At 66.1% G+C, this 22,570-nt stretch carries 22 protein-coding genes; 11 read left to right on the top strand and 11 right to left on the bottom strand.

The features are described from left to right. Positions 1–2 precede the first annotated feature (2 nt). The 5 genes from ffh to P2G62_RS05870 all read right to left on the bottom strand — a co-directional run bounded on the left by ffh (position 3) and on the right by P2G62_RS05870 (position 4,056). The gene (ffh, locus tag P2G62_RS05890) at positions 3–1,508 is read right to left on the bottom strand and encodes a signal recognition particle protein (protein ID WP_275733952.1); all 1,506 of its coding nucleotides are present in this window, start codon (positions 1,506–1,508) and stop codon (positions 3–5) included. A gap of 177 nt (positions 1,509–1,685) precedes the next feature. Further along, positions 1,686–2,126, bottom strand: a complete 441-nt coding sequence (locus tag P2G62_RS05885; RefSeq protein WP_275733951.1) for a DoxX family protein — start codon at positions 2,124–2,126, stop codon at positions 1,686–1,688. Further along, positions 2,123–2,884 carry a DNA-binding domain-containing protein gene (locus P2G62_RS05880; protein WP_275733950.1) on the bottom strand — a complete coding sequence of 254 codons (762 nt, stop codon included), beginning with the start codon at positions 2,882–2,884 and terminating at the stop codon, positions 2,123–2,125. Before P2G62_RS05880 ends, P2G62_RS05885 begins: the two co-directional genes overlap by 4 nt. Next, the gene (locus tag P2G62_RS05875; RefSeq protein ID WP_275733949.1) at positions 2,877–3,722 is read right to left on the bottom strand and encodes a DUF692 domain-containing protein; all 846 of its coding nucleotides are present in this window, start codon (positions 3,720–3,722) and stop codon (positions 2,877–2,879) included. Before P2G62_RS05875 ends, P2G62_RS05880 begins: the two co-directional genes overlap by 8 nt. A gap of 55 nt (positions 3,723–3,777) precedes the next feature. Then, positions 3,778–4,056: a DUF2282 domain-containing protein gene (locus tag P2G62_RS05870; protein WP_275733948.1), complete on the bottom strand. Its 279-nt coding sequence runs from the start codon at positions 4,054–4,056 to the stop codon at positions 3,778–3,780. A gap of 199 nt (positions 4,057–4,255) precedes the next feature. Between P2G62_RS05870 and P2G62_RS05865 the strand changes: the two genes are divergently transcribed. Further along, positions 4,256–4,822, top strand: coding sequence for a sigma-70 family RNA polymerase sigma factor (locus P2G62_RS05865; RefSeq protein ID WP_275733947.1), 567 nt, complete (start codon positions 4,256–4,258; stop codon positions 4,820–4,822). Then, positions 4,809–5,444 (top strand): DUF1109 domain-containing protein, encoded by a 636-nt coding sequence (locus P2G62_RS05860; RefSeq protein ID WP_275733946.1) that lies wholly within the window; start codon positions 4,809–4,811, stop codon positions 5,442–5,444. The genes P2G62_RS05865 and P2G62_RS05860 overlap by 14 nt, the downstream gene beginning before the upstream one ends. Before the next feature lie 127 nt (positions 5,445–5,571). Here the strand turns inward: P2G62_RS05860 and P2G62_RS05855 are convergent, their stop codons facing one another. After that, entirely contained in the window at positions 5,572–6,144 is a 573-nt protein-coding gene (locus tag P2G62_RS05855) for an NAD(P)H-dependent oxidoreductase (protein WP_275733945.1), read from the bottom strand. Positions 6,145–6,246: 102 nt separating this feature from the next. Here P2G62_RS05855 and P2G62_RS05850 point away from each other — a divergent pair, with 102 nt between their 5' ends. Continuing rightward, positions 6,247–7,131: a LysR family transcriptional regulator gene (locus P2G62_RS05850; RefSeq protein WP_275733944.1), complete on the top strand. Its 885-nt coding sequence runs from the start codon at positions 6,247–6,249 to the stop codon at positions 7,129–7,131. Positions 7,132–7,134: 3 nt separating this feature from the next. On the opposite strand, the gene P2G62_RS05845 is transcribed toward P2G62_RS05850, so the two are convergent. From P2G62_RS05845 to P2G62_RS05830, 4 genes are read right to left on the bottom strand one after another with little or no spacing between them, the layout of a single operon-like run. Beyond that, positions 7,135–8,361, bottom strand: coding sequence for an OpgC domain-containing protein (locus P2G62_RS05845; RefSeq protein WP_275733943.1), 1,227 nt, complete (start codon positions 8,359–8,361; stop codon positions 7,135–7,137). Then, a complete protein-coding gene (mdoH, locus tag P2G62_RS05840) occupies positions 8,354–10,129 on the bottom strand; it encodes a glucans biosynthesis glucosyltransferase MdoH (RefSeq protein WP_275733942.1) in 1,776 nt (591 codons plus the stop codon). Before mdoH ends, P2G62_RS05845 begins: the two co-directional genes overlap by 8 nt. A 4-nt stretch (positions 10,130–10,133) precedes the next feature. Beyond that, positions 10,134–10,349 carry a hypothetical protein gene (locus tag P2G62_RS05835; RefSeq protein ID WP_275733941.1) on the bottom strand — a complete coding sequence of 72 codons (216 nt, stop codon included), beginning with the start codon at positions 10,347–10,349 and terminating at the stop codon, positions 10,134–10,136. Continuing rightward, the gene (locus P2G62_RS05830) at positions 10,346–11,989 is read right to left on the bottom strand and encodes a glucan biosynthesis protein G (RefSeq protein ID WP_275733940.1); all 1,644 of its coding nucleotides are present in this window, start codon (positions 11,987–11,989) and stop codon (positions 10,346–10,348) included. Before P2G62_RS05830 ends, P2G62_RS05835 begins: the two co-directional genes overlap by 4 nt. Before the next feature lie 484 nt (positions 11,990–12,473). On the opposite strand from P2G62_RS05830, the gene P2G62_RS05825 reads away from it, so the two are divergent. From P2G62_RS05825 to P2G62_RS05790, 8 genes are all read left to right on the top strand, one after another. Beyond that, positions 12,474–15,410, top strand: coding sequence for a monovalent cation/H+ antiporter subunit A (locus P2G62_RS05825; protein WP_275733939.1), 2,937 nt, complete (start codon positions 12,474–12,476; stop codon positions 15,408–15,410). Beyond that, positions 15,410–15,757 carry a Na+/H+ antiporter subunit C gene (locus P2G62_RS05820; protein WP_275733938.1) on the top strand — a complete coding sequence of 116 codons (348 nt, stop codon included), beginning with the start codon at positions 15,410–15,412 and terminating at the stop codon, positions 15,755–15,757. The genes P2G62_RS05825 and P2G62_RS05820 overlap by 1 nt, the downstream gene beginning before the upstream one ends. Further along, positions 15,757–17,367, top strand: a complete 1,611-nt coding sequence (locus tag P2G62_RS05815; protein WP_275733937.1) for a monovalent cation/H+ antiporter subunit D — start codon at positions 15,757–15,759, stop codon at positions 17,365–17,367. Before P2G62_RS05820 ends, P2G62_RS05815 begins: the two co-directional genes overlap by 1 nt. An 11-nt stretch (positions 17,368–17,378) precedes the next feature. Next, positions 17,379–17,870 (top strand): Na+/H+ antiporter subunit E, encoded by a 492-nt coding sequence (locus P2G62_RS05810; RefSeq protein ID WP_275733936.1) that lies wholly within the window; start codon positions 17,379–17,381, stop codon positions 17,868–17,870. Continuing rightward, a complete protein-coding gene (locus P2G62_RS05805) occupies positions 17,867–18,136 on the top strand; it encodes a K+/H+ antiporter subunit F (protein ID WP_275733935.1) in 270 nt (89 codons plus the stop codon). The genes P2G62_RS05810 and P2G62_RS05805 overlap by 4 nt, the downstream gene beginning before the upstream one ends. A gap of 7 nt (positions 18,137–18,143) precedes the next feature. Beyond that, complete coding sequence (locus P2G62_RS05800) at positions 18,144–18,620, top strand: Na+/H+ antiporter subunit G (protein ID WP_275733934.1); 477 nt, start codon at positions 18,144–18,146, stop codon at positions 18,618–18,620. Between the two features lie 87 nt (positions 18,621–18,707). Then, the gene (locus tag P2G62_RS05795) at positions 18,708–20,075 is read left to right on the top strand and encodes an aspartate aminotransferase family protein (RefSeq protein ID WP_275733933.1); all 1,368 of its coding nucleotides are present in this window, start codon (positions 18,708–18,710) and stop codon (positions 20,073–20,075) included. A 1-nt stretch (position 20,076) separates the two neighbouring features. Then, a complete protein-coding gene (locus P2G62_RS05790) occupies positions 20,077–21,459 on the top strand; it encodes a glutamine synthetase family protein (protein ID WP_275733932.1) in 1,383 nt (460 codons plus the stop codon). A gap of 170 nt (positions 21,460–21,629) precedes the next feature. On the opposite strand, the gene dapA is transcribed toward P2G62_RS05790, so the two are convergent. Continuing rightward, positions 21,630–22,502: a 4-hydroxy-tetrahydrodipicolinate synthase gene (gene dapA, locus P2G62_RS05785; protein WP_275733931.1), complete on the bottom strand. Its 873-nt coding sequence runs from the start codon at positions 22,500–22,502 to the stop codon at positions 21,630–21,632. Between the last annotated feature and the right edge of the window lie 68 nt (positions 22,503–22,570).

Raw genomic sequence — 22,570 nt, 5'->3', positions numbered from 1 at the left:
CGTCATTTCTTCTTGCCGAAGCCCCCGAGGCCGGACAGCCCGCCAAGACCGCCCATGCCGCCAAGGCCGGGCAGGCCGCCGCCCATCTTGCCGCCAAGCGCCTTGGCCGCCTCTTCCATCTGTGCGGGGTCCATATTGGCCATGTCGGGCATGCCGCCCTTGCCACCCATCATCTTCATCGCCTGCTTGAGCATGCCGCCTTTGCCCATCTTGCCGATCTTTTTCATCGTATCGGCCATCTGGCGGTGCATTTTCAGCAGCCGGTTCAGTTCGGCCACGTCCAGCCCGGCGCCCGCGGCGATCCGTTTCTTGCGGCTGGCCTGCAGCATGTCGGGGTTGGCGCGTTCGCGCTTGGTCATCGAGTTGATCAGCGCGATCTGACGGCGGATCGAACGGTCGTCAAAGCCTGCGGCCTCGGCGGCCTTGGCCATTTTGCCCATGCCCGGCATCATGCCCATCACGCCCTGCATGCCGCCCATCTTGAGCATCTGCTCCAGCTGGCCCTTCATGTCGTTCATGTTGAACAGGCCCTTGGCGAAACGCTTGGCCATCCGCTCGGCCTGTTCGGCCTCCAGCGTTTCCTGCGCCTTTTCGACCAGGGCCACGATGTCGCCCATGCCCAGGATGCGGCCCGCAACGCGGCTCGCCTCGAAGGTTTCGAGCGCGTCCATCTTCTCGCCCATGCCGACGAAGCGAATGGGCTTGCCGGTCACCGCGCGCATCGACAGCGCCGCACCGCCGCGCCCGTCGCCATCCATCCGGGTCAGCACGACGCCCGAAATGCCGACCTTGCCGTCGAATTCCTGCGCAACCTCGACCGCGACCTGACCGGTCAGACCGTCGACGACCAGCAGCGTTTCGCGCGGGGCGGCCACGTCGCGGACCTGCTGCACCTCGTTCATCAGGGTTTCGTCGATGTGCAGACGCCCGGCGGTGTCGAGCATATAGACATCATAACCGCCCAGCGTGGCCTGCTGTTTGGCGCGCTTGGCGATCTGCACGGCGGTTTCGCCCGGCACGATCGGCAGGGTGTCGACGCCGATCTGGGTGCCCAGGATCGCCAGCTGTTCCATCGCCGCCGGGCGATAGATGTCGAGCGAGGCCATCAGCACGCGCTTCTTCTCGCGTTCTTTCAGGCGGCGGGCCAGTTTCGCCGTGGTCGTGGTTTTCCCCGAGCCTTGCAGACCGACCATCAGGATCGCCGCGGGCGGGTTGTCGATTTTCAGCGCGCCGGCTTCGTCGTCGCCCGCCAGCATCGCAACCAGTTCGTCATGGACGATCTTGACGACCTGCTGGCCGGGGGTGATCGACTTGGTCACCGCGGCGCCGGTGGCCTTGGCCTCGACCGCCTTGATGAAGTCACGCGCCACGGGCAGTGAAACGTCTGCCTCCAGCAGGGCGACGCGGACTTCGCGCAGCGCGGTGCGGACATCATCGGCGGACAGGGCACCTTGTTTCGTCAGGCGCTCGAACACGCCGCCAAGGCGCTCGGAAAGACTTTCGAACATGGGCCACCCTCCTTGATTGGGGCCGGACAAACGACAAGCGCACCAGTGGGCGCAACGCGCTGACTGGTGGCGATCCCCGCGTCATGCGGGGACCGGAGGACACTGACCTCCGGGGAATCTGGTGTGCTTTACGGAAAAACCGGGGCCGAGTCAACTCGGGCCCGGGTTTATCGGGGCTCAGGCGCCGCGATCCAGCCCCAGCCGGTGGTCAAGCGACAAAGGCCCCGGCCCGCGCGCGATCAGCGCCAGAAAACACGCCGCCCAGAGGCCGTGGGTCTGCCATGCCCCGGGGTAGACGAAAATCTGGATCACCGCGGTCATCCCCAGCAGCGCCAGCGCCGCAACCCGCGTGCCCAGCCCCAGAACCAGAGCCAGCGGAAACAGATGTTCGGCCACAGTGGCGGCGATGGCTGCCCAGTCGGACGGGATCAGCGGCAGGGTATATTCGTGCCTGAACAGGTAATAGGTCGACGGCGCGATCCGCCAGCCTTCGAGTTTGGTCTGCCCCGAGGCGAAGAATACCATCGCCGGAAACAGCCGCAGTGCCAGCGCAGGCAGGGCCCAGCCAAGGCGGCCAAGCAGCCGGTTGATCGGACGCAGGGGGGCAAACAGGGTCATGGCATCTCCTCTGGCTCGGCAATGAACGCGCCCGCCTGCATCAATCGCCCGATCAGCGGGGCCGGGTCAAAGCGCGGGTCGTGACGGGTAGCGGCTTGTGCGGCGGTCAGCAAGGGCAGGGCATCGCGCAGGGCGGCGACAAAGGCGGTTTCGGGCGGTGTCAGTGGCCAGACCTGCACGTTCAGTGCCCGGTCACGCAACACGGCCACCGTCTCGGGGCGGTCGGTGATGTCGTGGGGTGCGGCGCCGGGCTGGTTCATGGCCCAGATCGTGCCCACCGCATGATCCGAGGCGATGATCTGCACCGACGGGTGCAGGACCAGCCGCGCGGTGTCGGGGGTACTGGCCAGCGCGGCCAGGGCCGCAGGGGACAACGGGGGCAGATCGGCGGCGTGATAGGCCACGCCCCGTGCCATTTCGAGCCGCGCGACATCGGCCAGATAGGGCAGCCCGGCCAGCGGTGGAAAGGCGCGCAGGAAATCGGGAAACGCCGCGCCCCATTCGAACAGCCGTGGCGATGCGGGCGGATGCGCGGCGATGAACAGCGGCGCCAGCGCGGTAAAGAACGCGGGACCGAGCAGCCGCTCGATCACAGGGAACCGGCTGGCCAGCGCCCGTGTCAGACCATGCGCCACATTGTTGCGATAGACGGCAAAGCGGCGTTCGGCCTCGGCCGGGTCGCGGGCGGTGACCCCGGGCGGCACCGCGCCGCCCAGAAGCCCGGCCGCAAAGGCGGTGCTGAAGGGTGCCTCAGGCATCGGCCAGGGCCCCGGTTCGCGTCAGAATGTCACCTGCCCGCGCGGCTTCGGCCAGCAGCACGGGCAGCGCAGGCACATCGTTATCCCATTCGATCAGGCTCGGGCGCGGTCCGGTGCGGGCGATCACCTCGGCATAAAGCGTCCAGACCGGCTCGGCCACCGGGCAGCCATGCGCATCAATCAGCAAGGGCCCCGAGGGCAGGTCTTCGGTGGCATGGCCGGCCAGATGGATTTCGCCCACCGCCTGCATCGGGAAAGCCTCCAGGTAGGCGCGCGGGTCAAACCGGTGATTGCTGGCCGAGACGAAGACATTGTTCACATCCAGCAACAACCCGCAGCCTGTGCGCTTGACCACCTCGGCCAGAAAATCGGTCTCGGGCAGGGTGGATTGCTCGAACAGGACATAGGTTGCGGGATTTTCCAGCAACATGGTGCAGCCCAGACGTTCCTGCACCTCGTCGATGTGATCGCAGACGATGCGCAGCGTCTGCGGCGTGTAGGGCAGCGGCAGCAGATCGTTCAGATAGGCCTCGCCATGGCTGGCCCAGGCAAGGTGTTCGGAAAAACTTTCGGGGTGGTAGCGGTCGATCAGCGCCCGCAGCCGGGTCAGGTGGTCGGAATCCAGACGGCCGGGGCCGCCGATCGACAGGCCGACACCATGCAGTGACAGGGCATAATCGGCGCGCAGGGCGGTCAGTTGCGCATGCGGCACGCCGCCCGCGCCCATGTAATTCTCGGCGTGGATCTCGAAGAAGCCCAGATCGGGCCGGGTGGCGCGGATGGCCTCGAAATGCTCGGGCTTGAAGCCGATGCCGGGGGCGTCGGGAAGGCGGGTCATGGCGATCTCCTCTGACAAGGGGAAGGGCGCGGCCGAAGCCGCGCGCCTTGGGGCATTACATGTCCTTGATCGGCTCAAGCGAGCCCATGCCATGCGGCGTGGTGATCGTGGTGCAGGTGCCGGCGGGCACCAGTTTCCAGGCGTTGCCCTGATAATCCATCGTCGCCGTGCCAGCGCAGGTGGTGCCGGGGCCTGCCGCGCAATCGTTCTGGCCGGCCATCGCGACGCCATAGCATTTTTCCATCGCGCCTTCGGCATGGGCCTGGGCGGCGGCCAGCGTCATCGCGGTGGCAAGGCTTGCGGTCAGCGTCAGGGTGCGGGTCATCATCGTCATGTGTGTCTCCTGTCTGTTGGTGTGATGAGCGACCTGTGTCGGTCCTCGGATGTCCGTTCGTGTGGGGGCGGCACGGCGTTACGCCGCTCACGCTTTGGTGTTCGAAATCCGGGGCGCCGTGATCGGGCGGCAGATTTTTCATGGAATTTTCGCCGCGCGCTGTAACATTGGCCGTGGCGCGCACGAAGTGCAGGGGACAATGACGAACGCATCGGATGACTGGGCGGGGCTGTTGCGGGCCGCGAATGCCGGGGACGGGCAGGCCTATGCCCGCTTCCTGCATGCCGTCACGCCGGTCGTGCGCGGCATCGTCCGGGCGCGGGGACGCGGCTTCGGCCCCGATCAGCACGAGGATATCGTGCAGGAGGTTCTGCTGGCCCTGCACCGAAAGCGCCATACCTGGCGCGAGGATCACCCGCTGCGTCCGTGGCTTTATGCGATCGTGCGCCACAAGGTGGTTGATGCGTTTCGTGCGCGCGGCTCTGCGGCGCATCTGCCGATCGAGGATTTTTCCGAAATCCTGGCGGCGGACCCCGGGGCCGATCCATTTGCGGCCCGCGATGCGGCGCGGCAGACCGAGGCCCTTCTGGGTCAGCTCGATCCGCGTTCGGCCGAGATCGTGCGCGCGCTCAGCCTGCGCGAAGAGGCGCCCGCCGAGGTCGGCGCGCGGCTGAACATGACCGAGGGCGCGCTGCGGGTCGGCCTGCATCGCGCGATGAAGAAACTGGCGGCGCTGGCGAAAGGAGGCACCGATGAACACCGATGATCTGATCGCGGATCTGGCGGCCGAGCCGCCGCCACCGCGCTTTCGTCCGGCGGTTCTGGCCGGACGGATCGTGGCGGCGGTCCTGTTGCCGGTGGCGCTGTTTCTGGCGGCGTTGGGCATGCGGGCCGATCTGGCGCAGGCCTGGGCCAACCCGGTGGTGCCGTTGAAGACGGCTTTGCCGCTGATGCTGTGCGTGCTTGCACTGGGCGCCTTGCTGCGACTGGCGCGGCCCGAGGCGCAGGCGCGTGCGCTGCTGCGCGGATTGGCCTTGCCGCTTCTGGTTGCGGGGGGGCTCTGGATCTGGGCCTTCGCCACACTCCCGCCCGCTGCACGGTTCGCCGAACTCGGGCTGTTTTCACTGTCGGAATGCCTCGGCCTGATCGTGTTGCTGGCGGTGGTGCCTGCGGCGGTGGCGTTGCGGGTGATGCGGCGCGGTGCCCCGCAGCGGCCCATGCTGTCGGGGGCGCTGGCGGGATTGGCGGCCGGTGCGGGGGCGGCGACCGGCTATTCGCTGTTCTGCACGCAGGACAATCCGCTGTTTTTCGTCACCTGGTATGGCGTGGCGATTGCCGTCGTGACGATTGCGGCGGCGCTGGTGGGGCGGCGCCTGCTGCGCTGGTAATGAAAACGGCGGCCGCTGAGGGTTCAGCGACCGCCGTTCAACCGGCCTGCGAGGTGGAGGGCCCCGCCTTCCCCCCGGTTGCAGAGCACGAGGCGCCGGGGGAAAGGGCCGAAAATCGGTCCGCCGGTCAGGCGGCCAGTTTGCCGATCTCTTCTTCGGCACGGGCGATGGCGGCGGCTTCGTCCACGGCCACGCCTTCGGCTGCGACAAAGGTCACGTCGGTGATGCCGATGAAGGCCAGCACCTGCTTGATATAGGCCGAAGCCAGATCATAGGCCGACCCCTGCGGCACGCCGCCCGAGGCATAGGCCACGATCACGCGCTTGGCGCCTGCCAGGCCGACCGGCCCGGTTTCGGTGTATTTGAAGGTTTCGCCCACGCGGCAGATCTGGTCGATCCAGGCCTTGAGCGGGCCGGTGACGCCGAAGTTGTAGATCGGCGCACCGATCACGATCACATCGGCGGCCTTGATTTCGGCGATCAGCGCATCCGACAGCGCCAGCGTTTCCTTCTGCGCGTCGGTGCGGGCATCGGCCGGGGTGTAGGCGGCGCCGATCCAGGTGCCGTCGATCAGCGGGATCGAGGTGGTGTCACGCTCGGTCAGATCGCCGCCGAGGCGCGCGACGATCTTGTCGGTCAGCTTGCGGGTCACCGAGGCGGGGCCTTTGATCGAACTGTCGATCCGAAGAACTTTGGTCATGTCAGTCTCCTGGGGAGGTGTTTGCAGTTGCAGCAAAGATTGCCCTTTGCGAGTGTGAACGCAACTGGCATGATCGCACGGCAAATGTTCGCGGGTGCACACATGAATTTTGAGAATTGGGACGAGATCCGCACCGCCTATCAGGTGGCGCGTGTAGGCACGGTATCGGGCGCGGCCGAGGTGCTGGGGGTGCACCACGCCACCGTGATCCGCCATGTCGATGCGCTGGAAGCGCGGCTGGGCGCAAAGCTGTTTCAGCGCCACCCCCGCGGCTACACCCCGACCGAGGCCGGGCAGCAGTTGCTGGCGGTGGGGCAGGCGACCGAAGACCAGTTCGCGCAGCTGGCCGCGCGGATCGCGGGCGCGGGCGAGGAGGTGTCGGGCGAGCTGATCATCACCTCGCTGCCGACGCTTTCGGCGCTGGTCCTGCCCGCGCTGGCGCAGCTGATGGCCGATCATCCGGGGCTGAAGCTGCGCTATTTGACCGATCAGCGGGTGTTCCGGCTGGAATATGGCGAGGCCCATGTGGCGATCCGCGCAGGCTCGCGCCCGACCGAGCCCGACAACGTGGTGCAGGCCCTGGGCGCGCATCACGTCGCGCTTTATGCCAGCGCGTCCTATATCGCGCGCCACGGCCTGCCGACCGAGGAAACCCTGGCCGAGCATCGCTTCATCGGTCCCGAACAGCGCGACAGCCGCGCGCCCTTCTATCGCTGGCTGAATGACACGATCCCCGCCGCGCAGGTGGTGTTTCGGGGAAATGACCCCGAGGGGCTGGCGGCGGCGGTGCGCGAGGGGCTGGGACTGGGTTTCCTGCCCGCGCTCGACGGGCGCGCCAATCCCAACCTGACCGAGGTCATGGGCCCCCGCCCGGAATGGCAATCGCCGCTGTGGCTGGTCAGCCACGTCGACCTGCACCGCACGCCCAAGGTGCAGGCCGCGCTGGCCGCGTTCAAGGCGATGTCGCAGCACTGCGAGGTGATGTAACCCTTAGCGGGCGGGATTGGCCTGAAACTGGCTTGGCGCGCCGCGATGTTCGGGGGCGGACTTTGCGGGGGTGGGCGGATGCTTCGCTGCGGCCTTGTTGCCGCCGCCCTTGCCCGAGAGTTTTTCGCGGGCGAAGGCCAGCGCATATTGCACCCCAAGCCCGCCGAGGATCAGCACGCTGTCCTGCGCAAACCCGCCGGGATGCACCTCTTTCACCGCTTGGGAAAAGATCGCCAGCACCGTGCCTGCGGCAAACACCGGCAGGCCGTGCCGCCCCAGCAGGCGCACCGGCGCCATCGCCCGGCTGGCCGCCACCGCCGGCACCAGACCGGGCAGAGACAGGATATAGGCCAGCGCCATGATATGCGTCAGCCGCGGCCCCGACACGAAGGTCTTGTCGAAATCGACCAGAAAGAACGGCACGCCCCATTGCCGCAACTGCCACACCACATGGCCAAGCGTGCCCATCAGATACTCGGATTTGACCCAGATCGCGCAAATCACCAGCCAGATCGCCGCAGGCCAGATCAGCCAGGATTTCACCGGCACGAACCGCTCGCCCCGGCGCAGCGCCAGTCCGGTCAGCAGGCCCAGACTGAACAGCAATTGCCAGGCCAGAGGGTTGAAGAACCAGCCGCCTTCGAACGGGTAGTTGGGCAGGTTCAGCCGGAACATGCCGGTCAGCACCCAAAGCCCGACGCTGAACGCCAGAAGCCCCATCGGCGCGCGTTGTCCCAGCCGGATCAGGAAGGGTGTGGCCAGCAACATCGCCGCATACATCGGCAGGATATTCACATAGCCCAACTGATGGCCGAGCGTGGCGATGCCCACCAGAAAGGCCAGCGGCTCTTGCGTCAGGGGTTTGAAGGCGTTGCGCGTCAGCAGGGCCTCGCCGCCGAACCACAGCGCCGCGCCCGAGACAATGGCAATCGCCCAGACCGCCGTGAACAGATGCACCAGATACAGCTGCCAGGCGCGGCCCCAGATCTTGCGCATGCCTTCCCAGTTCAGCCCGTGCAGCAGTTTCGGACCATAGGCCATGGCCGCCGCGGTCCCCGACATGAAGACGAAGCCTTCGGCCGCATCCGAATGGCCGAAGTTGCGCGAGGTGAACATCTCGTAAATCGTGCCCGGAACGTGATTGAGGTAGATCATCACCAGGCTCAGCCCACGGAAGAAATCGAGCCGCGGGTCGCGGCTCGTGGGCAGCTTGGGCAGAGTGTCAGGCATGGGTCGTCTCCGGGGCCGGTTCGGCATCGAGTGCCGCGGTCCAGCGCGCAAAAATCTGATCATGCAGAACCATGATCGGCGGGGGTGCATATTCGGTGGGCACCCCCATCAGACGTCCGGTCGAGGGGTGCGAGGACCACCACAGCAAGACCGGCGCAAAAATCATCGGAACGCCGACGGGCAGCAGCCACAGGAACAGGCCGGGTGCAAACAGCCAGGTCGCCGCCAGCCCGATCAGGCCGATGCTGACGATCCAGTGCGCGGCCAGAAAGCTTTCGCGCAGGCTCAGCGAGCCGTCGCCGCGGTTGTTGGTGGGCCAGCCGCCATCGCGGCCCAGCAACACCTGAAACACCGAGCGCGTGGCATACATCAGCAACACCGGCGCGGTGAGCGAGGAGAACGCCAGCTCGCCGATCGTCGAGGCGAAGGCCAGTGCCGGGCCGCCAAATCCGCGGGCCCGTCCGCTCAGCGCGGCACGGGTTGCGATCAGGATCTTGGGCAGCAGCAGCAGGCCGAAAATGCCGATCGCCAGACCGATCGCCTTGGAGGCCTCGGACGGCGGGAAATAGGGGAAGGGCCAGTAGGGTTCCGGGAAGTAATCCGGCGGCGGGGCCATCAGCGGCGCGGCGATCGAGGCGAGGATGAAGCCCAGCCAGAACAGCGGTGCGATATAGGCCATGATGCCCTGCGCAAAGACAAAGCGCGACCAGGCGCGCAGCCCGGGCGCGCCGATGATGCGCGAATGTTGCAGGTTGCCCTGGCACCAGCGCCGGTCGCGTTTCGCGTGATCGACGATGTTTTCGGGGCCTTCCTCGAAACTGCCGTCAAGGTCGTCGTCCAGCCGCACGATCCAGCCGGCGCGCGCCAGCAGCGCGGCTTCGACATAGTCGTGGCTCATCACATGGCCGCCAAACGGCGGCTTGCCACGCAGCGCGGGCAGGCCGCAGCTTTCGGCGAAAGCGCGCACCCGGACCAGCGCGTTATGGCCCCAGAACGGCCCGGTCTCGCCCTGCATCATCGCCAGACCGCGCGCGAAGACGGGCGAAAAGAAGCTGGCGGAAAACTGCATCGCCCGGCCAAAACGCGACCGCGCCCGGATCACCTTGGGCAGCGTCTGCAACAGGCCCAGCCGGGGTTCGGCCTCCATCCGGCGGATCATCTGCAGGATCGTCGCGCCGTCCATCAGGCTGTCGGCATCCAGGATCAGCGCATAATCATAGGCCGCGCCGGACCGGGTGATGAAATCCTCGATGTTCCCGGCCTTCTTGCCGGTGTTCATCTCGCGCCGCCGATAGAAGAACCGCCCCATCCCGTGCCGGTCCGCGACAAGATGCGCAAAAAGCTGCACTTCGCGCCGGGCGATGGTTTCGTTGCGGGTGTCCGACAGGATCGCGAAATGGATCTGCGCCGGATCGCCCACCGCGGCCAGCGAGGCATCCATCGCCGCCACCCGCGAAAACGTGGCCAGCGGGTCTTCGTTATAGACCGGCATCAGGATCGCGGTGCGCCCGCGGATCGGGGCGGCGGGGTCATAGGCCGGGGGACGCGCGAAACTGGTCAGCCCGATCAGCGCCTGAACCGCCCCCCAGGCCAGCCAGAGGGTCGAGATCAGGATCAGCAGCGCGCGCAGGATATCCAGCGCATCAAGCCCGTCGGCATCGCCGAACTGCAAGAACAGCACAAAGGCGCCCAGGCCCGCCAACAGGCTGAGCGCGAGCGCGAGCCCGCGCAGGGCATAAAGCCCGACACGCGACTGGCGATGTGTCATGAGATCAGACGCCAGCGCCTGTCGACGGCGCGGTCGGGTGGTGCGGGATCAGGCCGGAAATCAGCCGGCGCAGCAGGCCGGTGGGGGCCTCGATCACCTGTGCGGGCATCGCCAGCGGTGCCTGCGGCAGCGCGCAGGGCCCCGCGATCAGTGCGCCGGGGGTATAAGCGGCCACGGAGTCGATCGGGTGTGCCGCCGAAGGGAGAAGATGTGCGGTCATGCCTTGATCCATTGATAAAGCCAGGTTTCGGTAAGCTTGCGGTCGTAACCCGCAATATGGGCACTCAGTTCCACGGTTGCACCCCGCGGCGCTGCGACATCAAGTACCAGACGCCAGATGTCGGTGCCCCACAGATGCGAAAGCGTCTGGGTCTTGATCTCGCCATTGACCGCAGTGCCCACGACTTTCAGATCCTCCTGACGGTCGCCCGGCATGTTGCCCAGCAGTCCGCCCTTGAAGTCGATCACGAATTTCCGTGTGCCATCGGCATTCTCGACGCCCGACACACCGCCCACGCCTGCGCGGGTTTCCAGAACATAGGCGCGTTCGTCGCGGGTGTCGAAGGGCAGATCTCCCCAGCGCAGCCGATAGGCGAATTCACGCGTGTCGCCGGCCTTTGCCGGGGCCTCGGGCACCCAGAAGGCGACGATGTTGTCGTTGACCTCCAGATCCGACGGGATCTCGACCAGACGGATCGCGCCCTTGCCCCAGTCGCCCATCGGCTCCACCACGCAGGACGGGCGGCGTTCGTAGAACGCGGCGGCATCCTGATAGTGGTCGAACTCGCGATCGCGCTGATATAGACCGAAGCTTTTCGGCGCGGTTTCGACGAAATAGCTCGATGCCAGCCGGGGCGGGTTCGACAGGGGGCGCCACAGCAGATCGCCATCGGCGCGGGTAATGCCCAGACCGTCGCTGTCATGCACATTCGGGCGGAAATCGTCGAAGGCGTGGCGGTTGCGTTCCGCGAACAGGAACATCGAGGTCAGCGGCGCGATGCCCAGCTGTTCGACATCGGCGCGGAAGTAAAGCCGCGCAGTCACGTCCATCAGCGTTTCGGTGCCCGGGGTGATGACGAAACGATAGGCCCCGGTCAGCGAGGCGCTTTCCATGGCGGCATAGACCACGACGGTGCCCGCGCCCGCAGCCGGACGTTCGATATAGAACCGGGTGAAGCGCGGGAATTCCTCGGCCACCGAAAGCCCGGTGTTCAGCGCCAGCCCGCGTGCCGACAGACCATAGGCCGAATTGCGGCCGAGCGCGCGGAAATAGGACGCCCCCTGGAAGGCCGCCAGTTCGTCGAACACATCGGGCCGGTTGAGCGGATGATGCAGGCGGAACCCCGCAACGCCGGGCAGTTGGGCATGCTCGGGGACGTGGTTGCGCGCTTCGCGTTCATAGATGAAATCGTCGGTGTCGAAGCCCATGATCCGGGCCTGACCGTCGGCCACTTCGTAAAGCAGCACGGGTTCCTTGAATAGCCAGCCCATGTGGAAGGCGTGCAGCTGGAATTGCGATCCCTCGATATCCGAGAACCGCGCCCGTTCGGGGTTGAAGCGGATCAGGCGGTAATCGTCATAGGTCAGCCCGGACAGGAAGCTTTCCGGCATCTGCACCGGCACCGGCGGCTTGGCTGCCATCGCCTGCATCTCTTGCGACAGGCTGTCGAAGTCGAAATTTTGCTGCGGCGCGGCAGGTTCGGCCAGGGTTTCGGGGGCTGCCACCGGCGCGGCCGCATCCTGTGCGAAGGCCAGCCGGGGCAGCGCCGTGCTGCAGGCCAGGAAAACGCCCGCAGGCGCCGCTGCAAGCAGACGGCGGCGGGTCAGAACCGAACGGGTGTCAGGGCGCATCGCGGGCATATATTTTCCAAGTAATCTCAGGTAGTTCTCAAGGCCGATCAGGGCGGCCTGTTTGCTGATTTCTTACGCATAGAGCCGAAAAACTTGCAAGGTGGCATCGTGTTACAAAAGCGTCAAAGGCGCGTGACGAGGACGCAATCCGCGCAATGTTGCCGAGCTGCCGCGCCGAACTTGCGGAATATTGCGCATTCTGCGGTTGCGAAGGGTTTCACCGCGCAATTTTGCGAGGGTTCCGGCGCCCCGTAACGCCGCCGCACCACGCCTGCGCGGATGTCTGGCGACCGCGGCAGGGGGGTGAGTCGCGCCGGTTTGTTCCATTGGTCGCGCCCGAGAGGCAAAAGAATGGGCCGGTTGTGCTTGACAGTCGGGGGTGGCTTTCGCACTTAAGGTAAACCCTTGTGCCACAGGCCCGGCGCGCATCTTCGGTAACCCAGCCAAGCTGCCCACGCCCCCAAAGGCCCGCCAAAGAACGGACCAAAGACCGATGTCGCCTGCCCTCATCGCCGCCTTGCCCTTCATCGGAGCATTCCTGCCCGCGCTTTTGATCCGAACCGGGCGCACCCATGCGGCGGCGGCTGCGGGTCTGACCTCGGGGCTGGCGCTGCTGGGGCTGTTGCTGCACCTGCCTGCGGTGCTGCGCGGCGAGGTGATCCAGGCGCGTTTCGAGTGGTTGCCCTGGCTTGGTCTGAACGCGAACTTTATGATCGATGGGCTGGGCATGCTGTTTGCCACGCTGATCCTTGGCATCGGCATCCTGATTATCCTTTACGCTCGTTATTACCTGACCAAGGCCGATCCGGCGGGGCAGTTCTATACCTATCTGCTGCTGTTCCAGGGTGCGATGGTGGGCATTGTTCTGTCGGATAACATCCTGCTTTTGCTGGTGTTCTGGGAATTGACCTCGCTCAGCTCGTTCCTGCTGATCGGGTTCTGGAAACACCTGCCCGAAGGCCGGCAGGGCGCGCGCATGGCGCTGACGGTGACGGGGCTGGGCGGGCTGTCGATGATTGCGGGGATGCTGATCCTTGGCAATATCGCGGGCAGCTACGACATTTCGGAAATCCTGAAACACCGCGAGGCGATCCAGTCCTCGGACCTGTATCTGCCCGCGCTGATCCTGATCTTGGGCGGGGCCTTCACCAAATCGGCGCAGTTCCCGTTCCATTTCTGGCTGCCCCATGCGATGGCCGCGCCGACGCCAGTGTCGGCCTATCTGCATTCGGCGACGATGGTGAAGGCGGGGCTGTTCCTGATGGCGCGGCTCTGGCCGGTGCTGTCGGGCACGCCCGAGTGGTTCTATCTGGTGGCCACGACCGGCCTGATCACCATGCTGATCGGCGCCAAGATCGCGATCTTCAAGGACGATCTGAAGGCGCTGCTGGCGTTTTCCACGGTGTCGCATCTGGGGCTGATTACCTTCCTGCTGGGGCTGGGCACGAAAACCGCGGCGGTGGCGGCGGTGTTCCACATCATCAACCACGCCACCTTCAAGGCGGCGCTGTTCATGTCGGCGGGCATCGTCGATCACGAGGCCCATACCCGCGATCTGAAACGTCTGGGGGGCTTGCGCCACCTGATGCCGATCACCGCCACCATCGCCGTGATCGCGGCGCTGTCGATGGCGGGGATTCCGCTGTTCAACGGCTTCCTGTCCAAGGAGCTGATGCTGGAAGAGGCCGCCCATACCGTCTGGGCCGAGACGACCTGGTTGGTGCCGGTGGTGGCGACGCTCGCTGCGCTGTTCTCGGCGGCCTATTCGTTCCGCTTCATCGCGCATGGCTTTTTCGGCCCGGTGCGCGACGATTACCCGCATACGCCGCATGATCCGGGCATCGGCATGTGGGCAAGCCCTGCGTTCCTGGTCACGCTGGTCGTGCTGATCGGGGTGATGCCGATGACCTTTGCCGGGCCCTATGTGCAGATGGCGGCCAATGCGGTGGTGGGGGGCGATCTGCACATGCATCCGATCAAGCACTGGCACGGGGTGACCCCGGCGCTGATGATGTCGGGCATCGCGGTGGTGGGGGGTATTGCCCTGCTGGCGCTGTTCAAGCCGCTGAAACTGCTGTGGGAAAGCATGCCGCGCCCCGAAGCCAAGGTGATCTTCGACTGGCTGGTCGAGGGCTTTGCCGATCTGTCCGGGCGCTTCACCGCTGCGCTGCACAACGGGGCAATGGCACGGTATCTGATGCTGTTCACGCTGGGCTCGATTGCGGCGGGTCTGTGGGCCTGGACCGGGGGCACGCAGGGGCCGATCACCCGCGCGATGCTGCCGGTGACGCCGGTCGCGCTGGTCGGTTGGGTGATGCTGGTGACGGCGACGCTGTGCGTGGTGGCCTTCCATCACAACCGGCTGCTGGCGCTGGTGCTGATTTCGATCGTCGGGCTGATCGTGTCGATCTGCTTCATCTATCTGTCCGCGCCGGACCTGGCGCTGACCCAGATCTCGGTCGAGGTGGTGACGGCGGTGCTGATGCTGCTGGCACTGAACTTCCTGCCCAAGACAACGGCGCTGGAATCGGGGCGGCTCAAGCTCAGTGCCGATGCGGCGCTGGCAATGGCGGGCGGTCTGGCGGTCGGCGGGCTGATCTATGCGCTGATGATGCGCGATTTCTCGTTCGAGACGATGGCGGCCTATCACCTGGCAAAATCGTACGAGCTGGGCGGCGGGGATAACGTCGTGAACGTCATTTTGGTCGATTTCCGCGGCTATGATACCTATGGCGAGATCACAGTTCTGGGGATCGCCGCACTGGTGATCTTTGCGCTAACCGAGGCGCTGCTGTCGGGCACCGCCTCGCGCAAGCTGATCGCCTGGCGCCCGGATATGGTGCGCGGCGGCGACAAGCACCCGCTGATGCTGTTGATCGCGTCGCGGGTGATCCTGCCGATTGCGCTTCTGGTGGGCGTGTTCATCTTCCTGCGCGGGCACAACCTGCCGGGCGGGGGGTTCATCGCCGGGCTGGTCGTCTCGATCGCTCTGGTGATGCAATACATGGCCTCAGGCTTTGCCTGGACCCAGGCGCGGCAGAAGGTCTATTACCACGTTCTGATCGGGGCGGGCGTTCTGGCGGCCGGGATTACCGGCGCCGGGGCCTGGTTCAACGGCATGCCCTTCCTGACCTCGGACTTCGGCTATGTGAAGCTGCCCGGGCTTGAAAAGTTCGAACTGGCCACCGCGGCGGGCTTCGATCTGGGCGTGTTCCTGGGGGTGGTCGGGTCGGTCATGCTGTCGCTGGGCGGTCTGAGCCGTCTGGCACGCCGGGCCGCCGCGATCGAGGATGAAGAAGGCGCCCATATCGTCGCCGAGAAACCCGCCGCGCGCGAGGTTGCCGCGGCTGCCGCAGTGGCCTATCCGGCGGGCACGCCGCTGCCGCGCCGCTGGCTGAGCGCCCGCGCGGCCAAGGGGGAGGAACAATAATGGAAGCGCTGGTTGCAAGTGCCATCGGCATCATGACCGCCGCCGGGATCTATCTGATCCTGCGCCTGCGCACCTTCCCCGTGGTTTTGGGCATGGCGATGCTGTCCTATGCGGTGAACATCTTCCTGTTCGCCACCGGGCGTCTGGCGGTGAACATGCCGCCGATCCTGGGCCATGCCGGGGCCAATACCCCGGGCTATACCGATCCGATGCCGCAGGCGCTGGTGCTGACGGCGATCGTGATTTCATTCGGGATGACGGCGGTGGTGGTGATGCTGTCGCTGGGCGCCTTCATCGAGGCGGGCAATGACCGCATTGATCTGGGCGAGGAGGAGAAGACGAAGTGATGGGTCACTGGATCATCGCGCCGGTCGTTCTGCCGGCCTTCCTTGCGCCCTTGATCGTGCTGTGGATGCGGTTTGATCTGCGCACGCAGCGGGTGTTTTCGGTGGCGGGCATGGTCGCGCTGCTGGCGCTGGCACTGACACTGGCGGCCTCGGCCAGCCTCAACCCGCCCGAGGTGTATCGCCTTGGCAATTGGGAGGCCCCCTTCGGCATCGTTCTGGTGCTTGACCGGTTGTCGGCGCTGATGCTGGTGCTGACCTCGGCGCTCGGGCTGGCGGTGGTTCTGTATGCCATCGGCTCGGGCTGGGACAAGCGCGGCTGGCATTTCCATTCGCTGATGCAGTTTCAGATGATGGGCATCAACGGGGCCTTCCTGACCGGCGATGCGTTCAACCTGTTCGTGTTCTTCGAGGTGCTGCTGATCGCCTCTTACGGGCTGATGATCCATTCGGGCGGCGAGGCGCGGCTGAAGGCGGGCGTGCAATATGTGGTCTATAACCTTGCGGGCTCGACCCTGTTCCTGTTCGCACTGGGCACGATCTATTCGGTGACCGGCACGCTGAACATGGCCGATCTGGCGCAGAAGGTGGCGCAGATGCCCGCAACGGAAACCGGCCTGCTGCGCGTCGGCGCGGTGCTGCTGATGCTGGTTTTCGCGGTCAAGGCGGCGCTGGTGCCGTTCCAGTTCTGGCTGCCCGCGACCTATACCAATGCGCCCGGGCCGGTGGCCGCGCTGTTCGCGATTATGACCAAGGTCGGCGTCTATGCGATCATCCGGGTCTATACGCTGGTGTTTCCGGCGGGCGGCACGATCGGTCTGCTGGCACAAGAGGTGCTGCTGCCCGCAGCGCTGGTCAGCCTGGTGATCGGTATGGTGGGCGTTCTGGGCGCGCGCGACATGGGCCGCACCGTGGCCTATTCGGTGATCGGTTCTGTCGGCACGATGATGCTGGCCTTCAGCCAGTTCGACGAACGCGCGACTGCCGCGGGGCTTTATTACATGGTGCATTCGACGCTGGCCGCCGCCGCGCTGTTCCTGATCGTCGATCTGGTGCGCGAACGGCGCGGGGCGGCGGGGCTGCGGCTGGTGCCGGTGCGCCCGGTCAAGAACGCGGGCCTGCTGGCGGGCATGTTCTTTGCCGGAGCCATCGCCATGGCCGGCATGCCGCCGCTGTCGGGGTTTCTGGGCAAGCTGATGATCCTGGATGCGACGCGCGGCGACTGGCTGATCTGGGGCACGATCCTGGTCACATCGCTGATCGCGATCGTGGGCTTCGGGCGTGCGGGTTCGATGGTATTCTGGAAGGCCCATGCGGCCGAGGGCATCCCCCCCGAAGGGCCGCGCGATGCCACGTCGCCGGGGCTGGCCTTCACGGCGGCGGGCGGATTGCTGGCCGGGCTTGTGGCGCTGACCGTGCTGGCCGGTCCCGCGACCGACTGGCTGCGCGTCACGGCGGCGCAGATCCACGCGCCTCAGGCCTATATCGACGCGGTGATGCAGGGCGCCTATGAGCGCGCCTGGTCGGCCACTTCGGGGCATGAAGACGGGCATGCCGCAGACGACGAGGCGCCCGATCCGGCCCATGCCGCCGAACCCGAAGCCGGGCATTGAGGGAGGATGCGATGCTGAAGAAACTGCTTCCCCACCCGCATCTGACGCTGCTGCTGACGGCGGTCTGGCTGCTGCTGGCCAATGCCTATACGATCAATTCGCTGGTCTTCGGGCTGCTGATGGGCTTGGTGATCCCATGGATCACCGCGCCCTATTGGCCCGACCGTCCCCGCGTCCGCAATTTTCCGATGATCGTGGAATATGTGCTGATCGTGCTGTGGGATATTCTGAAATCCAACATCACGGTGGCGCGGATCGTGCTGTTCGTGCCCAATGCCAAGCTTGAACCGGCCTGGGTCACGGTGCCGCTGGACCTGCACGAACCCGAGGCGATCACCGCGCTGGCCGGAACGATCACGATGACGCCGGGCACCCTGACGGCGGAGCTGGCCGCCGATGGGCACAGCCTGCTGGTGCACTGCCTGCATGCGCCTGACCCCGACGGCGTGCGGGACGAAATCAAGGAACGCTACGAGCGTCGGCTGAAGGAGATTTTCGAATGATCACCGTTGCGTTGATGTTCGCCATCGCCTGCTATGCCGTGGCGCTGTTGTTCAACCTCTACCGCGTCGTGATCGGCCCCGGCGTGACCGACCGCATCCTTGCCCTCGACACGATGGCGATCAACGCGATCGCGCTTCTGGTGCTGTTCGGGATCTGGGAAGGCACCGCGATCTTCTTCGAAGCCTCGATCCTTTACGCCATGACCGGCTTCGTGGCGACGGTGGCCTATGCCAAATTCGTGCTGCGCGGCGATATCATCGAGTGAGGATGTGATGGAACTGTTCTGGGAAATCCTGATCGCGGCGCTTCTGGTCATCGGCGGCTTCTTCGGGCTGGTGGGCAGCTTCGGTCTGGTCAAGCTGCCCGATCCGATGACGCGGCTGCACGCGCCGACCAAGGCCGCGACGCTGGGCGTGGGGGCGGTGCTGATCGGCTCGATGGTCTATTTCGCGGCGTTCAAGGGCGATCTGAGCTTGCACGAGTTGATGATCACGCTGTTCATCTTCCTGACCGCGCCGATCACCGCACATTTCATCGCCAAGGCCAATCTGTTGCGCGACTGGCGCCCAGAGCGGTTGCCGCCGCCCGAGGGAGAGGGCGATTGGGCCGTCTACACGCCCGCTGCCGACACCTCGGCGCTGGAATTGCAAGAGGTCGAGGACGCCGACAAAGAGGCCGCGCGTGAGGCCGCGCAGGCGGCGGCGCAAGCGGCGGCCGGGACGACCGGCTCCGAGGCAGAGCGCGGCTGAGCCGTCGCCGCCGGACCCGAGAGCCCGAGTTGACGGCGCAGGGGCCGCATGCTTGTGTGACCCCGATATGGCCCGGAGGGTTTCCCCATGACTGATCGGATCGGCGGTGTGCCTGCCGCGCGGATCGCGGCCCTGGCCGCACATGAAGCCGCGCGATACGCGCAGGCGCGTCCGCGCACGCAGGCAGCACTGGCCGCCGGGGGGCAGCGCTATCTGGGCGGGGTGCCGATGCATTGGATGCGCGACTGGCCGCAGCCCTTCCCGATGCTGGTGGCCCGCACGAAAGGCGCGGTGATCCAGGACATCGACGGCCACCGCATCGACGATTTCTGTCTGGGCGATACCGGCAGCATGTTCGGCCACAGCCCGGCGCCGGTGGCGCGCGCGATCCGTGCGCAGGCCGGTCGCGGGCTGACCTACATGCTGCCCACCGAGGCGGCATTGCAGGCGGGCGCGCTGCTGTCGGATTGTTTCGGGCCTATGCGCTGGCAGATTGCCACCACCGCCACCGATGCCAACCGCTTTGCCCTGCGGGTGGCGCGCGCGGTGACGGGGCGGCGCAAGGTTTTGGTGTTCAATGGCTGCTATCACGGCACGGTCGATGACACGATGGTGCGGCTGGGCCCCGCGGGGACCGAGGCGCGCCCCGGTCTGGTCGGGCAGGTCGCGGATCTGACGCAGACCGCCGTCGTGGCCGAGTTCAACGATCTGGCCTCGGTCGAGGCGGCGTTGGCGGCGGGCGATGTGGCCGCGATCCTGACCGAACCGGTGATGACCAATTCCTGCATGGTGCTGCCCGGTCAGGGCTTTCACGCCGGGCTGCGCGAACTGGCCACGCGCCATGGCGCGCTGCTGATTATCGACGAAACCCATACGATCAGCTCGGGTCTGGGCGGCTATACCCGGGTGCATGGGCTGCAACCCGACATGTTCGTCGTCGGCAAATGCGTGGCGGGCGGGGTGCCCACTGCGGTTTGGGGCATGACAGAAGATGTCGCGCAGCGCTTCGCGGCCTATGACGCCACGCGCCCGGCGGGGCACAGCGGCATGGGCACCACGCTTTCCGCCAATCCGATGCAATTCGCCTGCCTGGTGGCGACCCTGTCGCAGGTGATGACCTCCGACAATTATGCCCGGATGGAGGCGGGCGCCGCGCGACTTTGCGCGGGGCTCAGCAAGCAGATCGCCCATTTCGCCGCGCCCTGGCATGTGGTGCGCGTCGGCGCACGGGTGGAATTCATCTGCGCCCCCGGACCGCTGCACACTGGCACGCAGGCCGAGGCCGCGCATCACCCCGCGCTCGAGGCCGCGATCCATCAGGCGCTGCTCAACCGCGGCTGCCTGATCGCCCCCTTCCACAACATGATGCTGATTTCGCCCGCCACCTCGACCCGCCAGATCGACCGACTGGTCGCCGCGTTCGCCGATGTGCTGGGCCATTTGTTCGAGACCTGACATGACCCACTCTCCCACCGGATCGACCCTCGCCGAAGCCGAGGCCTTTCTTGCCGCCCATCCCGAAATCGAAGCCTTCGACATCGTGCTGCACGACGCCAACGGCATCGGCCGCGGCAAGATCATCCGCCGCCACGAATTGCCCGGGCTGTACAAGAACGGGCGCCACCTGCCGATTTCCATTCTGGGCCTCGATATCGTGGGCGAGGATGTGCATGAAACCGGGCTGATCTGGGATCAGGGCGATGGCGATCTGCGCGCCTGGCCGATCCCCGGCACGCTCAAGCCGCTGCATGGCACCAATCCGCCGCGCGGCGAATTGCTGATGTCGATGTTTCATCTGGACGGGACCGAGATGACCTCGGACCCGCGCCACGCGCTGCGCCGTCAGGTCGATGCGATGGCCGCCGAAGGCCTGTTCCCGGCCGGCGCGTTCGAGCTGGAGTTCTTCCTGCTCGATCCCGACCGCAGCCAGGGCGTGCGCCCGGCGGCCGCCGTTCTGGACGGGCGCCGCAGCGACTGGACCGAGGTTTATTCGGTCGATCACCTGCACGGGATGGAGCCGCTGTTTTCAGACATCTACCGTGCCGCCGAGGCGATGGATATTCGCGCCGAAACGGTGATCTCGGAATATGCGCCGGGGCAATATGAACTGACGCTGGATTACCGCACTGATGTGATGCAGGCCGCGGATGACCTGATCCGGCTCAAACGCATCGTGCGGATGCAGGCGCGCCGGCATGGGGTGGTGGCCTGCTTCATGGCTAAGCCGGTCGAGAAATACGCAGGTTCCGGCATGCATTTCCACGTCTCGTTGCAGGATGCACAGGGCCGCAACGTCTTTGCCGAGGCGGTCGAGGGCGAATGGACCGATACGATCAAGCACGCCATCGGGGGGCTGCGCGCGACGATGGGGGAATCGATGCTGGTCTTTGCGCCGCATGCCAACAGCTGGCGGCGGTTTGCTAACCAGTCCTACGCGCCGGTCAGCCCCAGTTGGGGGGTGAACAACCGCTCGGTCGCGCTGCGCATTCCGGCCGGAGACATCAAGGCGCGGCGGATCGAGCATCGCCCCTCGGGCGTTGACGCCAACCCCTATCTGGTCGCCGCGACCGTGCTGGCCGGCATCCGCCACGGGCTGAAACACCGCATCGACCCGGGCCCGGAAACCACCGGCAACGGCTATGAGGGCGGCGCCGACGATCTGCCGATCCCCGGCGACTGGCGCGAGGCGATTGCGGCCGCAAAGGCATCGGCCTTCCTGCGCGAAGCTCTGGGGACCGACATGCACCGCACCTTCACCGCGATCAAGGCCGCCGAATATGACCGCGTGGCGCGCTGGATCGCGGATGTGGATTACGAGCTTTACCTGCACAACGTTTGACACCGCTTGCCGTTGCGCCCCGGGGGTTTCACACCCCCGGACCCCCGTGGGATATTTCGGCCAGAGTGAAAGCAGCTTTCTCGCTGGCCGAAATATCCTGGGGGGAGCTTTGCTGAAAAGCAAAGCGGGGGGCAAAGCCCCCCGCCGCGGTTCCTACAAGGGCACAGGCCTCAGATCAGGCCGGCATGTGCCATCGCGGCGTCGATCTGCGCCTTGGTGCTGTCCAGCAGCTCGGTCAGCGGCAGCCGCACCTCGGGTGCGCACATGCCCAGTTTCGACAGCGCGTATTTCGCACCGGCCACGCCGGGTTCGACGAAAATCGCGGTGTGCAGTGGCATCAGCTTGTCCTGATAGGCCAGCGCGGTGGCGTAATCGCCGCGCAGCGTGGCGTCCTGGAATTCGGCGCAGAGTTTGGGCGCCACGTTCGCGGTGACCGAGATGCAACCCACGCCGCCATGCGCGTTGAAGCCAAGCGCGGTGGCATCCTCGCCCGACAGCTGCACGAAATCGGCGCCGCAGGCGGCCCGCTGCATCGAGACGCGCTCGATCTTGCCGGTTGCGTCCTTGACGCCGATGATGCGCGGCAGTTTCGCCAGTTCGCCCATCGTCTCGGGCGACATGTCGATGACCGAGCGGCCGGGGATGTTGTAGATGATGATCGGCAGGTCGCAGGCGTCATGCATCGCGGTGAAATGCGCGACCATCCCGCGTTGCGTGGGTTTGTTGTAGTAGGGCGTCACCACCAGCGCGGCATTGGCGCCGGTTTTCGCGGCATGCTGGATCAGGCGCACGCCCTCGGCCGTGCTGTTCGAGCCCGCGCCCGCGATCACCGGAATCCGGCCTGCCGCGGCTTTCACCACCTCGGTGATGACCAGCATATGCTCTTCATGGCTCAGCGTCGGGCTCTCGCCGGTGGTGCCCACCGGAACCAGACCGTGGCTGCCCTGCGCCACATGCCATTCGACCAGCTTCTTGAGCGCGTCCAGATCCAGCGCGCCGTTCTTGAACGGCGTGATGAGGGCGGGGATGGACCCTTTGAACATGACACGCTCCTTGCGGTATGGGCGGATTCGCCCGTTGAAATCGCGCGGAACATAAGACGCCTGTGCGC

The sequence above is a fragment of the Paenirhodobacter sp. CAU 1674 genome (genome assembly GCF_029222945.1).
Classification (GTDB): Bacteria; Pseudomonadota; Alphaproteobacteria; order Rhodobacterales; family Rhodobacteraceae; genus Rhodobacter.
This window is presented reverse-complemented; position numbering and strand designations above follow the sequence as displayed.